General features: G+C 74.0%; 15 protein-coding genes. 11 read left to right on the top strand and 4 right to left on the bottom strand.

The annotated features are described in order from the left end of the window. The first annotated feature begins 4 nt into the window (after window positions 1-4). On the top strand, window positions 5-1,087 hold the full coding sequence (locus FJQ57_RS15740; RefSeq protein ID WP_139981962.1) for an amidohydrolase family protein: 1,083 nt from the start codon (window positions 5-7) through the stop codon (window positions 1,085-1,087). Between the two features lie 6 nt (window positions 1,088-1,093). Here FJQ57_RS15740 and FJQ57_RS15745 read toward each other — a convergent pair whose 3' ends face one another. The 3 genes from FJQ57_RS15745 to FJQ57_RS15755 all read right to left on the bottom strand — a co-directional run bounded on the left by FJQ57_RS15745 (window position 1,094) and on the right by FJQ57_RS15755 (window position 4,749). Then, window positions 1,094-1,645: a hypothetical protein gene (locus FJQ57_RS15745; RefSeq protein WP_139981964.1), complete on the bottom strand. Its 552-nt coding sequence runs from the start codon at window positions 1,643-1,645 to the stop codon at window positions 1,094-1,096. Beyond that, window positions 1,642-2,559: a VanW family protein gene (locus FJQ57_RS15750; protein ID WP_139981967.1), complete on the bottom strand. Its 918-nt coding sequence runs from the start codon at window positions 2,557-2,559 to the stop codon at window positions 1,642-1,644. The genes FJQ57_RS15745 and FJQ57_RS15750 overlap by 4 nt, the downstream gene beginning before the upstream one ends. Window positions 2,560-2,625: 66 nt before the next feature. Beyond that, the gene (locus tag FJQ57_RS15755) at window positions 2,626-4,749 is read right to left on the bottom strand and encodes a sulfatase (RefSeq protein WP_211348960.1); all 2,124 of its coding nucleotides are present in this window, start codon (window positions 4,747-4,749) and stop codon (window positions 2,626-2,628) included. A 225-nt stretch (window positions 4,750-4,974) separates the two neighbouring features. Between FJQ57_RS15755 and rpsP the strand changes: the two genes are divergently transcribed. The 7 genes from rpsP (at window position 4,975) to FJQ57_RS15795 (ending at window position 9,758) form a co-directional block, all read left to right on the top strand. After that, window positions 4,975-5,493, top strand: a complete 519-nt coding sequence (gene rpsP / locus FJQ57_RS15765; protein ID WP_139981970.1) for a 30S ribosomal protein S16 — start codon at window positions 4,975-4,977, stop codon at window positions 5,491-5,493. Further along, window positions 5,493-5,735, top strand: a complete 243-nt coding sequence (locus FJQ57_RS15770) for an RNA-binding protein (RefSeq protein ID WP_139981973.1) — start codon at window positions 5,493-5,495, stop codon at window positions 5,733-5,735. The genes rpsP and FJQ57_RS15770 overlap by 1 nt, the downstream gene beginning before the upstream one ends. A 68-nt stretch (window positions 5,736-5,803) precedes the next feature. Further along, the gene (gene rimM / locus FJQ57_RS15775; RefSeq protein WP_139981976.1) at window positions 5,804-6,343 is read left to right on the top strand and encodes a ribosome maturation factor RimM; all 540 of its coding nucleotides are present in this window, start codon (window positions 5,804-5,806) and stop codon (window positions 6,341-6,343) included. Between the two features lie 19 nt (window positions 6,344-6,362). Further along, window positions 6,363-7,517 carry a tRNA (guanosine(37)-N1)-methyltransferase TrmD gene (gene trmD / locus FJQ57_RS15780; RefSeq protein WP_139981979.1) on the top strand — a complete coding sequence of 385 codons (1,155 nt, stop codon included), beginning with the start codon at window positions 6,363-6,365 and terminating at the stop codon, window positions 7,515-7,517. A 208-nt stretch (window positions 7,518-7,725) separates the two neighbouring features. Next, the gene (rplS, locus tag FJQ57_RS15785; protein ID WP_139981982.1) at window positions 7,726-8,076 is read left to right on the top strand and encodes a 50S ribosomal protein L19; all 351 of its coding nucleotides are present in this window, start codon (window positions 7,726-7,728) and stop codon (window positions 8,074-8,076) included. A gap of 46 nt (window positions 8,077-8,122) precedes the next feature. After that, window positions 8,123-8,983 carry a signal peptidase I gene (gene lepB, locus FJQ57_RS15790; RefSeq protein WP_246081843.1) on the top strand — a complete coding sequence of 287 codons (861 nt, stop codon included), beginning with the start codon at window positions 8,123-8,125 and terminating at the stop codon, window positions 8,981-8,983. Between the two features lie 22 nt (window positions 8,984-9,005). Then, complete coding sequence (locus FJQ57_RS15795; RefSeq protein ID WP_139981985.1) at window positions 9,006-9,758, top strand: ribonuclease HII; 753 nt, start codon at window positions 9,006-9,008, stop codon at window positions 9,756-9,758. On the opposite strand, the gene FJQ57_RS15800 is transcribed toward FJQ57_RS15795, so the two are convergent. Continuing rightward, window positions 9,687-10,463 (bottom strand): YqjF family protein, encoded by a 777-nt coding sequence (locus tag FJQ57_RS15800; RefSeq protein WP_139981988.1) that lies wholly within the window; start codon window positions 10,461-10,463, stop codon window positions 9,687-9,689. The two genes, FJQ57_RS15795 and FJQ57_RS15800, sit on opposite strands and share 72 nt — an antisense overlap. A gap of 79 nt (window positions 10,464-10,542) precedes the next feature. Between FJQ57_RS15800 and FJQ57_RS15805 the strand changes: the two genes are divergently transcribed. The 3 genes from FJQ57_RS15805 to FJQ57_RS15815 all read left to right on the top strand — a co-directional run bounded on the left by FJQ57_RS15805 (window position 10,543) and on the right by FJQ57_RS15815 (window position 13,576). Next, a complete protein-coding gene (locus tag FJQ57_RS15805) occupies window positions 10,543-10,851 on the top strand; it encodes a DUF2469 domain-containing protein (protein ID WP_139981991.1) in 309 nt (102 codons plus the stop codon). Window positions 10,852-11,027: 176 nt separating this feature from the next. Further along, the gene (locus tag FJQ57_RS15810; protein ID WP_139981994.1) at window positions 11,028-11,510 is read left to right on the top strand and encodes a TadE/TadG family type IV pilus assembly protein; all 483 of its coding nucleotides are present in this window, start codon (window positions 11,028-11,030) and stop codon (window positions 11,508-11,510) included. Then, complete coding sequence (locus FJQ57_RS15815; RefSeq protein WP_139981996.1) at window positions 11,510-13,576, top strand: pilus assembly protein TadG-related protein; 2,067 nt, start codon at window positions 11,510-11,512, stop codon at window positions 13,574-13,576. The genes FJQ57_RS15810 and FJQ57_RS15815 overlap by 1 nt, the downstream gene beginning before the upstream one ends. The last annotated feature ends 108 nt before the right edge of the window (window positions 13,577-13,684 follow it).

The following is a 13,684-nucleotide window of genomic DNA, read 5'->3' on the forward strand; positions in this document are numbered from 1 at the left end:
GACCATGAGCGCGCAGCGGTTCACCGGGGTCGTCCTGCCGGGCGAGGAGACCCGTGACCTGTACGTCGTCGACGGCCGCGTCACCTACGAGCCGCAGGCCGGGGCGGAGACGGTGGCGAGCGGCTGGGTCCTGCCGGGCCTGGTGGACGCCCACAACCACCTCGGCATGGACGACGGGGGAGCGGTCGACGAGGAGGAGACCGAGCGGCAGGCCGTGGCCGACCGCGACACCGGGGTGCTGCTGCTGCGCGACTGCGGCTCGCCCGCCGACACCCGCTGGGTGCAGGAGCGCGACGACCTGCCGCGCCTGGTCCGGGCCGGGCGGCACGTGGCCCGCACCCGCCGCTACATCCGGCACTACGCGCACGAGGTCGAGCCCGACGACCTCGCCGGCACGGTGGCCGAGCAGGCCCGGGCCGGCGACGGGTGGGTCAAGCTCGTGGGCGACTGGATCTCCCGCGACGACGGCGACCTCGCGCCGTCGTTCCCGGCCGAGGCGTTCGCCGCGGCCATCGACGCGGCCCACGCCGAGGGCGCGAAGGTGACCGCCCACTGCTTCGGGGTCGACGTGCTCGACGGGCTCCTCGGTGCGGGCATCGACTGCATCGAGCACGGCACGGGCCTGCAGGAGCGCCACCTCGACCTGATGGCCGCGCGCGGCGTCGCGCTGGTGCCGACGGTGCTGCAGACCGACAAGTTCCCCGGCTTCGCCGACGCCGGCCGGGACAAGTTCCCGGCGTACGCCGAGACGATGACCGAGCTGCACGCCCGGCGGCGGGCGACCCTGCTGGCCGCGCACGAGGCGGGTGTCGCGCTGTATGTCGGCTCCGACGGCGGCGGCACCGGCCGGCACGGCTACCTGGCCGAGGAGGTCGCGGCCATGGTGGCGACGGGGCTGCCCGCGGCCGACGTGGTCGCGGCGGCGTCGTGGCGCGGACGGGGGTGGCTCGGGTTCGAGCCGCTGCTGGGCGAGGGCGCCCCGGCCGACTTCGTGGTGCTCGACGCCGACCCGCGGGTCGACCTCGACACCCTGGCCCGGCCCGCGTGCGTCGTGCTGCGGGGCGCGGTGGTGGCGACCCGCGTCTGAGGCGGTCTAGGGGCGTGCGGGCCGGGTCAGCCAGAGGACCCCGGTGACGACGAGGACCACGAGGCCGGCCAGGCCGAGGACGGTCGAGCCGCCGATGGCCAGGACGAGGCCTGCGGCGATGCGGTCGCCCGACGGGACCTCGCCGATCCGCACCCGGGCGTCCGTGCCGTTGCCCGAGGCGGTGCAGTCGAGCACGACGTCGCCGGCGCCGGTGTCGAAGCGCTCCCGGGCCGTCCACTCGTTGACGGTGGTGGTGCTCGAGACCGGGCGCAGCTCGACGGTGGCGCCGTCGGCGTCGGTCGCCGTGCAGGAGACCTGCCGGCCGTCCTCGGTGAACAGCGCACGCTCCTCGCCCGGAGGCACCTCGACCATCACCGGTCCCTGGCCGACGGTCACCACGGCGTCCTCCTGGGCCAGCGGAGCGAGGGCGAGGAACAGTCCCCCGGCCAGGGACGCCGCCGCCAGGACCAGCAGGAGGACGCCGACGCCGAACCACCGGGCGCGGGGTCGGGGCTTGCCGGCGGGCGGCTGGGGCGGGGCGGCGTACGGCGGGGTCATGCCCTCCGGGGTGCCCGCTCGGTGGCGGGCCGAACCAGCGCCTCGTCGGGCACGTACGTCACGAGCGCGTGGTTGCGCTTGACCAGCTCCTCGCCGACGGTGCGGCCGGTGCGCTTGTCGATGACGGTGCGCCAGATCTCGTTGTGCCGGTAGACCTGCCGCTCCGCGCCAGCGCCGTACGCCGTGAACCCCTCGGCCCGGGCCTCGACCCGGTAGGAGCGGTCGACCGGCCGGTCGGCGCGCAGCTCGCCGCGCAGGTGCCGCTCGCCCACCCAGGTGCGGAGCTGGAAGGTGGTGTCGGTGTCGTTGCGGACGACCAGGTCGACGTAGTTGTAGACGATCGAGCAGCCGACGCCCCACGGCAGCACCCGCCCCTTGTCGGGGAACGGGTCGAAGGAGTGCTCGCTGCGCTCGACGACGGTGAGCGGGGAGTGGAGCACCATCCAGTGCACCAGGTTGGCCAGCTGGCAGATGCCGCCGCCGACGCCCGGCGCGGCCCGGCCGTTGGAGAGCCGCATGCCGGCGACGTACCCCTTGCGGGCGGTGCAGCTGCCGACGACCTTGTTGAACGAGAACGTCTCGCCCGGTCGCAGCACGATCCCGTCGGTGCGGGCGGAGGCGAGGCGCAGGTTGGTGACCTTGCCGTGCTGCAGCGCCATCTCGTCCTCCGACAGCTCGCGCACCAGCAGCGACCCGTGCTGCTTGACCCGCACCGGGAGGTCGGTGGTCTCCCGGCTGGTCGCCCAGGTGACGTCGGAGCGCAGCCACTGCACCTGGCGGCGGGCCTGGTGGGCGCGCACCGCCCACGGGTAGAGCCACGGGTGGCGCTGGGAGAGCCGCGGCGTGGGTGGCGGAGGCGGTGCGGGTGGCGCCGCGACGATCGCGCCGTCGAGGAGCTGGTCGGTGGTGGTCATGCCCGTACGACGCAGCGGGGACCGCAGGTTGTTGCGGTCGAGGACGAAGAATCCGCTGAGGACGCCTCAGCGGGCCCGGCGGCGCCCTCGCGCGGCGCCGGTGGTGAGCGGCCCGAGCTCGAGCGTGGTGCCCTGGACCCGCGCGCCGGCCGTCCACCGGGTGCGCCCGCGCAGCGCCCGGTCGCGCAGGTCGAACGCACCCGCGGTGTCGAGCTGGAAGAGGAACTCCCAGCCGGCGCCGCGCGCCTGGTCGGCGTACGCCGCCACCTGGGCGCCGCGCAGGCAGAACGCCAGGCGCGACCCGGGGGCGGAGAGGTCGGTGGTGCCGTCGAGCGTGGTCAGCGGCTCGGCGCCGCCGTCGAGGAGGGTGCCGTCGACGCGCAGGTCCCAGCCGACACGCTGCAGGTCGTGGCGGTAGCGGACGAGCAGGTAGGTGGCGGCGTCGACGGCCAGGCCGACGAACGCCGTCTCCTGGGTACCAATGCCGCTGAACCCGCCGAGCTCGAGCACCGCGGCGGCCCGGTCGGAGGCCGGGGCGGTGCGCGAGCGCAGCAGGGCGTGGGCGACCTTGCCCGCGCTGACCCGGACCCGGTCGCCGGCGACCCGCGTGGTGGCGGTCGCGCCGTTGGTGCCGGGCACCGCGAGCACGTCGGCGGTCGACCAGTCGACGGTCGTCGCCGCGCCGGGGTACGCCGACCGCGACGGTGCGGGCGGCAGCACCTCGACCTCGCGCAGGTGGGCGTCGAGCAGCCGGCCCAGGCGCCGGGCGTCGCCGCGACGGGTGCGGGCGAGATCGGTGGTCTCGGCCTCGTCGGCGGCGAGGTCGTAGAGCTCGTCGGTCCCGTCACGCAGCGACCGCACGAGCTTGAGGTCGCCCGCCCGCACCGCGGCGTGGGGGTGGGTCTGGCCGATGTGGTGGGGGTAGACCCAGTACAGCGCCTCGCGGTCCTCGACGGTGCCCGGGCGCTCGGCCACGAGCGGGGCGAGGCTGATGCCGTCGAGGGCCCGGCGACGGCCGTGCGGCTGCCGTCCGCCGGCGAGCTCGATCGCGGTCGGCAGGAGGTCGACGGTGCTGACCGGGGTGTCGACGGTGCGGGCCTCGCGCTGCGGGCCGCCGGCCCACGCCGCCACCATCGGCACCCGGATCCCGCCCTCGTGGAGCACGCCCTTGCCGCCGCGCAGCGGCAGGTTGGCCGCCCGGTCGGGACCGCCGTTGTCCGAGACGACCACGACGAGCGTCCGGTCGGCGACGCGGTGCTCGCGCAGGGCCGCCACGACGGTGCCGACCTGGGCGTCGACGTCCTCGAGCATCGCGGCCAGCGCCGGCACCTGGCCGGGCTTCCCGGCACCGGGCTTCGCGCGGTACTTCGCGAGCAGCCCCGGCTTCGGGTCGAGCGTGGAGTGCACGGCGTAGTTGGACAGGTGCAGGAAGAACGGCTCGTCGGCGTGGTCGGCCACGAAGTCCGCCGCCTCGCGGGCCAGCCGGTCGGTGAGGTGCTCGCCGGGCTCGGCGTCGGCACCGGGCAGGAAGAAGTACGGCGCCACGTAGTCGCCGCCCGCGATGTAGCGCTCCTCGCTCAGCCGGACGTCGTCGAAGCCGTGGGCGAGGGGGTTGCCGGGCCGGTCGGCGTACGGGCCGCTGTAGGTCTCGCTGAGGTGCCACTTGCCGATGAGGCCGGTCGTGTAGCCCCGGGGTCGCAGGAAGTCGGGCACGGTCGGGATGCGCGGGGACAGGAATCGGTTGCTGACCGCGTCCTCGGGCCGCAGGAAGTCGGTGACGCCGGTGCGGGCGGGGTAGCGGCCGGTGACCAGGGCGGCGCGCGTGGGCGAGCAGAGCGGCGCGGCGGCGTACGCCTGGGTGAAGCGGACGCCGCGGCTCGCGAGGGTGTCGATGTGGGGCGTCTCGTTGAACGTGTTGCCGTAGCAGCCGAGGTCGTCCCAGCCGAGGTCGTCGATCGAGACCACGACGACGTTGCAGCGCGCCGCGGGGTAGACCGGGCGGGCCGACGGGCCGGCGGCAGGGGCCGGGGCGCCGGGCGCCGGTGGCCGTCCGGCCGGGGCGGGTGCCGGGCGATCGACGGCGCGGGCGCCCGCGGTCAGGACCGGGGTGGCGGCGGCGGCGGCGCCGCCACCGGCCAGGCCGAGCAGGACCGAGCGGCGGCCGGGGAGGGAGGAGGGGGCAGTGGTCATCGTGGAGCCTTCCGAGAGAACAATCTCGACCAACTTACATAGGTTTGCGCACCGGCCGTGGATTGGGTGGCCCCCGGTGGGTCTGGCAGACTTCCCGGCTGAGTCCCGTGCGTCCGGACCCTCTCTCCAGACGCGGCAGGGCCCCCGAAGGTTGCCGACCTCGTGTTCCCCACCAGGTCGCGCGCCCTCACCGACACACGAAACTTCCGAGGAGACACCACAACCGTGGCCGTCAAGATCCGTTTGAAGCGCCTGGGCAAGGTCCGGGTGCCGCAGTACCGCATCGTCGTCGTCGACTCCCGCAAGAAGCGCGACGGCAAGGTGATCGAGGAGATCGGGCTCTACCGCCCCAAGGAGGAGCCGAGCTTCATCAGCGTCGTCTCCGACCGCGCGCAGTACTGGCTGGGCGTCGGCGCCCAGCCCAGCGAGGCCGTCGAGAAGCTCCTCAAGATCACCGGCGACTGGCAGACCCACCGCGGCATCAAGGGCGCCGACGGCACCCTGAGGACCGCGGCGCCCAAGCCGTCGAAGCAGGACATCTTCAACGAGGCGCTCAAGGAGGCCGGCGGCGGTTCGTCCGAGGCCGTCACCAAGAAGGCCGCCTCCAAGAAGGCCGAGAAGAAGGCCGAGGCCCCGACCGCGGCTGCCGACCCGGCTCCTGCCGGCGAGACCCCGGCCGAGGCGACCGAGTCGGCCGAGACCGCCGAGACCGCTGCGGCCGACGCCGACAAGCCGAGCGCCTGATGCTCGCCGACGCGCTCGAGCACCTCGTCCGGGGGGTCGTCGACCACCCCGACGACGTCTCCGTGCGTGACAAGCGGCTGCGTCAGGGCTCGATCCTCGAGGTCCGGGTGCACCCCGACGACCTCGGCAAGGTGATCGGTCGGGGCGGGCGCACCGCGTCGGCGTTCCGCACCGTCATCTCGGCCCTCGCCGGCCGGGGCGGCGCCCGCATCGACTTCGTCGACGTCGACCGCCGCCGGTAGACCGCACCACCACGCTGACCCGTCGTAGATCTACGACGGGTCAGCGTGATTTTCGGACAGGGAGTGACGTGGAAGAGCTCGAGGTCGTGGTCGGCCGCATCGGCAAGCCGCACGGCATCCGCGGCGAGGTCACCGTCGACGTGCGCAGCGACGAGCCCGACCGCCGGTACGCCGACGGGGCGGTGCTCCGCGCCGAGGCGCCCCGCGGGTCGGCGTTCGCGCACCGCGCGCTGACCGTCGACCGCACGCGGTGGCACCAGCAGACCCTGCTCGTGACCTTCGCCGAGCTGACCGACCGCACCGCCGCCGAGGGCGCCCGGGGCGTCGTCCTGCACGCGATGGTCGCCGCCGACGAGACGCCGGAGGACCCCGAGGAGTTCTACGACCACCAGCTGGTCGGCCTGACCGTCCACGACGTCGACGGCACCCTCCTCGGCGAGGTCACCGGCCTGGTCCACGGCGCCCAGGACCTCCTGCAGGTGCGCTCGGTCGACGGCCGCGACACCCTCGTGCCGTTCGTCGCGGCGCTGGTGCCCGAGGTCGACGTGGCCGGCGGCCGGGTGGTCGTCGCCGACCGGCCGGGGCTCGTCACCCCGCTGCCCGACTGAGGCGGCCGAGGACCACGCCGTGCGCCTCGACTACGTCACGATCTTCCCCGACTTCTTCGCCCCGCTGGAGCTCTCGCTCGCGGGCAAGGCCGTCGAGGCCGGCCTCATCACCGTGGGCGTCCACGACCTCCGCTCCTGGACCACCGACCGCCACCGCACCGTCGACGACACGCCGTACGGCGGCGGCGCGGGCATGGTGATGAAGCCCGAGCCGTGGGGCCAGGCGCTCGACGTCCTCCTCCCCGACGGCGGCACGCTCGTCGTGCCGACCCCGTCGGGACGGCCGCTGACCCAGGCCCAGGCCCGCGACCTCGCGACCCGCGAGCACCTCGTCTTCGCCTGCGGCCGCTACGAGGGCATCGACCAACGGGTCCTCGACCACGCCGCGACCCGGGCCGAGGTGGTCGAGCTGAGCCTCGGCGACTACGTGCTCAACGGGGGAGAGGTCGCCTCGCTGGCGGTGACCGAGGCGGTCGTGCGGCTGCTCCCGGGCTTCATGGGCAATGCCGCCTCGCTGGTGGAGGAGTCCCACGAGGACGGGCTGCTGGAGTACCCCGTCTACACCAAGCCCGCCTCCTGGCGCGGCCACGACGTCCCGCCGGTGCTGCTCTCCGGCGACCACGCCCGGATCGCCGCCTGGCGTCGCGACCAGGCCGTGCGCCGCACCGCGGCCCGCCGCCCCGACCTGCTGCACGCCAGCGCGGTGGCGGGCGAGTGGGAGGTCGTCCGGGCGACCCGTGCCGACGCCGCGGAGGTGCTGACCCTCCAGCTGGCGTGCTGGGTGCGCGAGGCGCTGGTCAACGGCGACCTGACCATCCCCCCGCTGCACGAGGACCTCGACGACGTGCTCGCCTCGATCGCGACCTGGGACACCTACGTGGTGCGCGTCGCCGGCCGGCTCGTGGGCTCGGTCCGGGGTCGGCTCGACGGGTCCGAGTGGGACATCGGCCGGCTGATGGTGGCTCCCGACCAGCGCGGTCGGGGACTGGGCCGGGCCCTGCTCGAGCACGCGCAGGCGGTCGCCCCGGCCGAGGCGTCGGCGTACCGGCTGCTGACCGGCAAGCACAGCGTCGACAACCTCCGCATGTACAAGAAGGCGGGCTTCCGGGTGCGGGAGGTGCTCGACGGCCCGTCGGGTCCCGTGGTGCTCGTCAAGCGGATTCGCCGGGCCTGAACCGCCTGTGGCAAACTCGACCACCGGTCACGACCGGCCGAAGGTCCGCTCCGGCGCCTGTCTTCTCAGGTGGTCCGGGGGGATTGCGTCGAGCGCCTGCCACAGGGGACGCCTCACGCCGCCGGCCACCACGGTCCTGGCCTGCAGCACCCACACGTGAACACCCTTCCGTTCCGCGGCTGACCTGTGGCACCCGCGAGGAGAACCCATGAACAACCTCATCGCCGAGCTGGGCGCCGCCCAGAAGCGTGACGACGTCCCCGCCTTCCGCGCGGGCGACACCATCAAGGTCCACGTCAAGGTCGTCGAGGGCAACCGCTCCCGCGTCCAGGTCTTCCAGGGCGTGGTGATCCGCATCCACGGCTCCGGCATCGGCCGCACCTTCACCGTCCGCAAGGTCTCCTTCGGTGTCGGTGTCGAGCGCACCTTCCCGCTCAACAGCCCGATCTTCGAGGAGATCGAGGTCGTGACCCGCGGCGACGTGCGCCGCGCCAAGCTGTACTACCTGCGCAACCTGCGCGGCAAGGCCGCCAAGATCAAGGAGCGCCGCGAGGCGTGAGTCGCGTCTCCACGCGATTCGCCTCCGCGGTTCCTACACTCTGCGCGTGAGCAGCGACGACGAGCGTCCCGGGCCTGCCCGGGGACGCGGATCCGTGTCGACCGGCGCCGACGAGGCGCCGGTCGACGAGACCTCTCCCGACGCGGCCGTCCGAGCCGACGGCGAGCCCGAGGGCGGGGCGAGCGCCGACGCCGAGGGGACCCGGGAGAAGAAGCGGCTGCCCGTGTGGCAGGAGCTCGGCCTGCTGGTCGCCCTCGCCGTGGTGCTCGCCATCGTGGTCAAGGCGCTGTTCCTGCAGGCGTTCTACATCCCGTCGGCCTCGATGGAGCCGGGGCTGGTGGAGAACGACCGGATCCTGGTCCAGAAGGTCTCCTACTGGTTCGGCGGCGAGCCCGAGCGCGGCGACATCGTGGTCTTCGAGGACCCGGGCGGCTGGCTCGGCAACACCGAGGACGACGACCCCGGTCCGCTGCAGGACCTGCTGTCGACCGTCGGCCTCTACCCCGAGGGCGGCCACCTGGTGAAGCGCGTGGTCGGCGTCCCGGGCGACGTCATCACCTGCTGCGACGACCAGGGCCGCATCATGGTCAACGGCGTCCCGCTCGACGAGGACTCCTACATCGCCCCGCGCCCCGAGGACGTCGAGTGCAACGGACCGATGGTGCCGTGCGACTGGACCGCGGGCCCGGTGCCCGACGGCGAGGTCTTCGTCATGGGCGACAACCGTTCCGACTCCGCCGACTCCACGGTGCACCTGTGCCTGCCCGACGAGGTCGACTGCACCCGCGACCCCTTCGTCGACGACGACCTCATCGTCGGCAAGGTCTTCGCCGTCGCCTGGCCGCTGGGCCACGCCGGCTTCGTGGGTCGGCCCGACGAGCTGGCCGACGTACCGTCGGAGAAGTGACCGTCGAGCCCGCCTCGCCCCGATGAGCACCCTCCCCCGCGGTCTCGCCGTACGCCGCGACGCCGGCCTCTACGGCTACGAGCGCGCCCTGCGCCGCCACGGCGCCGAGCTGGTCGCCGGGGTCGACGAGGCCGGCCGCGGTGCCTGCGCCGGGCCGCTGGTCGCCGGCGCGGCGATCCTGCCGCCCGGCCGGGCCGGGATCGTGCCGGGGCTGGCCGACTCCAAGCTGCTCACCGCAGCCGCCCGCGAGCGCTGCTACGACCAGGTCGTGCGGCGGGCGCTGGCCTGGGCCGTCGTCGTCGTGCCCCACGACGAGTGCGACCGGCTCGGCATGCACGTCGCCAACGTCCAGGCCCTGCGCCGTGCGGTCGCACGGCTCGCGGTGCGGCCCGACTTCGTGCTCTCCGACGGCTTCCCGGTCGACGGGCTCGGCGCGCCCGGGCTCGCGGTCTGGAAGGGCGACAAGGTCGCGGCCTGCGTGGCCGCCGCCTCCGTCCTGGCCAAGGTCACCCGCGACCGGATCATGGTCGGGCTCGACGCCGAGCACCCGGCGTACGACTTCAAGACGCACAAGGGCTACATCACCGACGTGCACGCCGCCGCGCTCTCCGAGCACGGGCCCTCGCCGGTGCACCGGATGCGCTTCGTCAACGTGCGCCGCGCGGCCGGCCTGGAGCCGCCGCTGCCGGGCCTGGCCGAGGAACTAGCCGACGACGACGGGCGGCCCGAACCAGGTGTGGACCCCGGTCGAGAAGAGCACCGACTCGGGGCGTGAGCGGGCGACGCCCGGCAGGCCGGCGGCGGCGACGAGCTCGTCGTGCAGCCGCAGCAGCCGGGCCTCGCGCAGCGGCCACGGGGAGTGGGTGTTGGGCACCCACAGCGTGCGGCCCCAGGCTCGGGTGTGCGCGCCGAAGCGGGCGCTGAGGAAGTGCTGCAGGGGGTCGGGGTCGGCGATGGGCGCCCCCACCTCGACCACCACCTCGCTGCTGGGTCGCCCCGGTGCGCGGCGCCGTGTGCGGTAGGTGATCGTCGTCCCGGTCGGGTCGGCGGGCAGTGCGGTGTCGCGGCCGGGCACGCGGTCCATGTCGGCCCACTTGTAGGGCACCCGCAGCGCCGCGTTGGCCGCGGCCACCATGGCCAGCCGCTCGGTCTCGAGCGAGCGGAACACCACGCCCCGGCGACCGTCGTCGTCGATCGAGTAGAGCCGCACGTTGGTCTCGAGGAACGTGCCGAGGTAGGGCACTCCCGGCGTCCGCCCGCCCAGCGCGCCCTCGGCGAGGGTGAACGGGATCAACCCGACCCAGGTGGCGCCGTCGTGCACGTCGGGACGAGTGCCGCGGGGGAGGAGCGGGGCCACGCGGTCGGGGTCGACCCGCCAGTGCAGGTAGGTCAGGTCGCGCCAGTGCTGGTGGGTCCAGGCCGGACCGTCGAGCGGCGGACCCTGGGGGTCGAGGTGCTGCTCGTCGTGCGTGCCGGCCACCAGCCCAGGGTCCCGCAGCAGGCCGAGCGTGCGGTCCACCCCCGTGGCCCGGCCACCGCCCGGGGCCTAGGCTCGCCCCATGAGTGCCGAGGAGCTCGAGGCCTACGAGACCGAGCAGGAGCTCACGCTCTACCGCGAGTACCGCGACGTCGTCGGCATCTTCAAGTACGTCGTCGAGACCGACCGTCGCTTCTACCTGTGCAACCAGGTCGACGTGAAGGCCCGCACCGAGGCCGACGACGTGTTCTTCGAGGTCTCGATGTCCGACGCCTGGGTGTGGGACATGTACCGGCCCGCCCGGTTCGCCAAGAACGTCAAGGTGCTGACCTTCAAGGACGTCAACGTCGAGGAGCTCCAGCAGGCCGACGTCGACCCGCCCAAGCCCTGACCGACAGCTGCGCCAGGAGCCTGGTCCCCCCGGGCCGTCGCCCTCCTCCGATCGGCCATTTCTGGGTCTAGTCCCTCCCGTGGGGGCCTCGCGCCGACCTACCCTCGGACCCGGCGGTCTCGTGACCGCGGTCGGGGGCGACGAGTCATATCTGCGTGGGGACAGGGCACGGGGTCATGGTGGGACGACGAGGTCGGCGCGCGCGCGGGCGAGACAGGGACCGCGGGGCCGCGGCGCTGGAGTTCGCGCTCGTCGTGCCGTTCCTGCTGCTGCTCCTGCTCGGCATCATCAGCTACGGGATGATGCTCAGCTTCCGCCAGAGCATGAGCCAGGCGGCCACAGAGGGCGCTCGGGCCGCTGCGGTGACCATCGACCCCAGCAAGCGGAAGTCCGAGGGGTACGCCGCGGTCCAGGAGGCGCTCTCGGCCTTCGACGTGCGTTGTGACTCCGGCAACGTGGTCGTCGACGGCGCCGACGCGGGAGACTGCTCGGTCACCAGTCCCGGTCCGTGCACCCCGGCCGCGGCGGCCGGCGTCCAGTGCGTGACGGTCACGGTCACCTACCGCTACCGCGACTTCCCGCTCGTGCCGAACTTCCCGGGTGTGGGGGTCGTCATCCCGGAGACGCTGTCCTACTCCGCCCAGGCACGGGTCAGCTGATGCGAGCCCGTCTCCGGGGCTCGCTCGCCGCGCGCCGACGCCGTCGCGACGAGCGAGGAGCCGTCGCCGTGGTCGCGGGGCTGATGGTCGTGGTCGTGGTCATCGTCGCGGCGCTGGCCGTCGACATCGGCATGCAGCGCGTGGCGCGCACCGACATGCAGTCCCTGGCCGACGTCGTGGCCCTCGACCTGTCCCGCGAGCTGGGCGAGCGCACGGTCTCCAGCTTCCAGCAGGCCAGCCCCACGATCGACCGGCTCGCCGCCGAGAGCCGCGACCGCAACCAGGACACCCTCGGGTCGACCCCGACCCTCGACGTCGACCTCGGCGAGGTCGGCGTCGACGGCGAGTTCATGGAGAGCACCGACCCGGGGTTCGTCCCGACCGCCGTGCGGGTCACCGCGCGCACGGACGTCGCGTTCGCGTTCGGCGTGATGGACAGCGGCAGCGCGCAGCGCGAGGCCGTGGGGCAGCAGACCGAGGACGCCGGGTGCTTCGAGATCGGCTCCTTCACCGCTGCGCTCGACCTGGGTGACTCGGCCCTCGCGCCCCTCGCCGACCTGCTGGGGCTCGAGACCACCCTCGACCTGGTCAGCTACCGCAACCTGGCGGCGGCCTCGGTGTCCCTGTTCGACGTCGCCGCGGCTCCCAGCATCGGCACCACCGAGGCCCTGCTGGCCCCGAGCGGGGTCCGCGTGGGCGACCTGGTCAGCGCGACGGCGTACGCCCTGCAGTACGGCGAGGGCGGGTCGTCCTCCGCCGTGGCGGCCTCCGTGCTGCGAGGGCTGCTCGCGCCGTCCGCGGGCCTCGACCTCGACACCCTGGTCGAGGTCGCCGACGTGGTGAGCGTCGACGCGGGCAACACCGCCGCCCTGGCCAGCAAGGTCAACGTGCTCGAGCTCATCGGCGCGTCGCTGTCGCTGGCCAACAAGAGCAGCCTCCTCGACACCCGCGTGCCGGTGGACCTCAGCGCCGTCGGCCTCGGGACGGCGTCGCTGTCGCTGACCGCGGTCCAGGGGCCGCGGTACGCGTGCGGCACGACGTGGCCCGACCCCTCCGACGAGTGCGAGGTCGTGACTGCTGGTGGCGGTGCGTGCGCCCGTCAGTCCCAGGTCCGGTTGGAGCTGCGCGTCGACCAGAAGACGCTGCCGCTGTTCTCCTCCACCGACCCCCTCGTCAGCGGCGGCATCAACGCCGTCGTCGGGCCGATCTCGCTCACGGGCGGTGTCGGCAACGCCAAGGGCGTGCTGACGTCGGTCGACAGCTGCGGGCCACCGGACCAGATCACGGTCAACGTCCGCAGCGGACTGCTCGGGGTCCAGCTGCAGGTGCCCGTGCGGGTGTCCGGGTCGGTCTCGCTCAACCTGCAGAACGTCCTTCCCGGACCGCTCCAGAACCTGGTCGGCAACGTCCTCAACCTGCCGGGCCTGCTCACCGGCATCCTCGGTGGCACCCAGTACGAGTACCGCAACTACCGGGTCACGGTCGACGTGTCCGAGGTGGGGGTGGACCTCGGAGCGACGTCACCCGGCACGACGGGCAACGACGACGCCCGGCTCGTCAGCCCGACCAACGACCGGACCGGCTCGCCCGTCAAGGTGCCGTCGTCCCCGCAGGCGCTGAAGCTCGGCTCGGTCGGCCTGCCGTCCACCTTCCTCAGCGGCCGGGTCACCGTCCGGCTGGCCTACGAGTGGCGCAGCCGCCAGGTCACCCTGCTGGGGCTCCCCGTCCTGGGCTGGCGGTGGGGTCCGACCAACCCCGGCACGGGCCCGAGCAACGGCTGGACGTCCAACGCCGTGCAGGCCCCCCCGGGCACCAACGGCGGTGTGCTGCTGACCGGCAACCTCGCCGACCTGGCGAGCCTGCCGGCACCGCTGGGCGGGGTGGGAGCCACGGTCACCACCGCCCTGAACGGCGTCACCAACGCGGTCAACACCCAGGTCGTGGGGGCGGTCAACGGGGTCCTCGACGGTGTGCTGCTGCGGCTGCTCGGCATCTCCGGCGCGGGCGCTGACCTCTACAGCGTGTCCCGGCCGTTGTGCGGCGGACCGCCGCGCCTCGTCGACTGACCTCACCCGGCCCGGTCGCAGGCCTGCAGTCCAGGAGTCGTCCACAGGCGCCCCGCCCGCCCTCGTCCTCCACAGGCCGGCCCCGCTCGGGGGCGACCTGTCGGCGCG

Origin of the sequence: Nocardioides litoris (assembly GCF_006346315.1) — a bacterium.
Classification (GTDB): Bacteria; Actinomycetota; Actinomycetes; order Propionibacteriales; family Nocardioidaceae; genus Nocardioides; species Nocardioides litoris.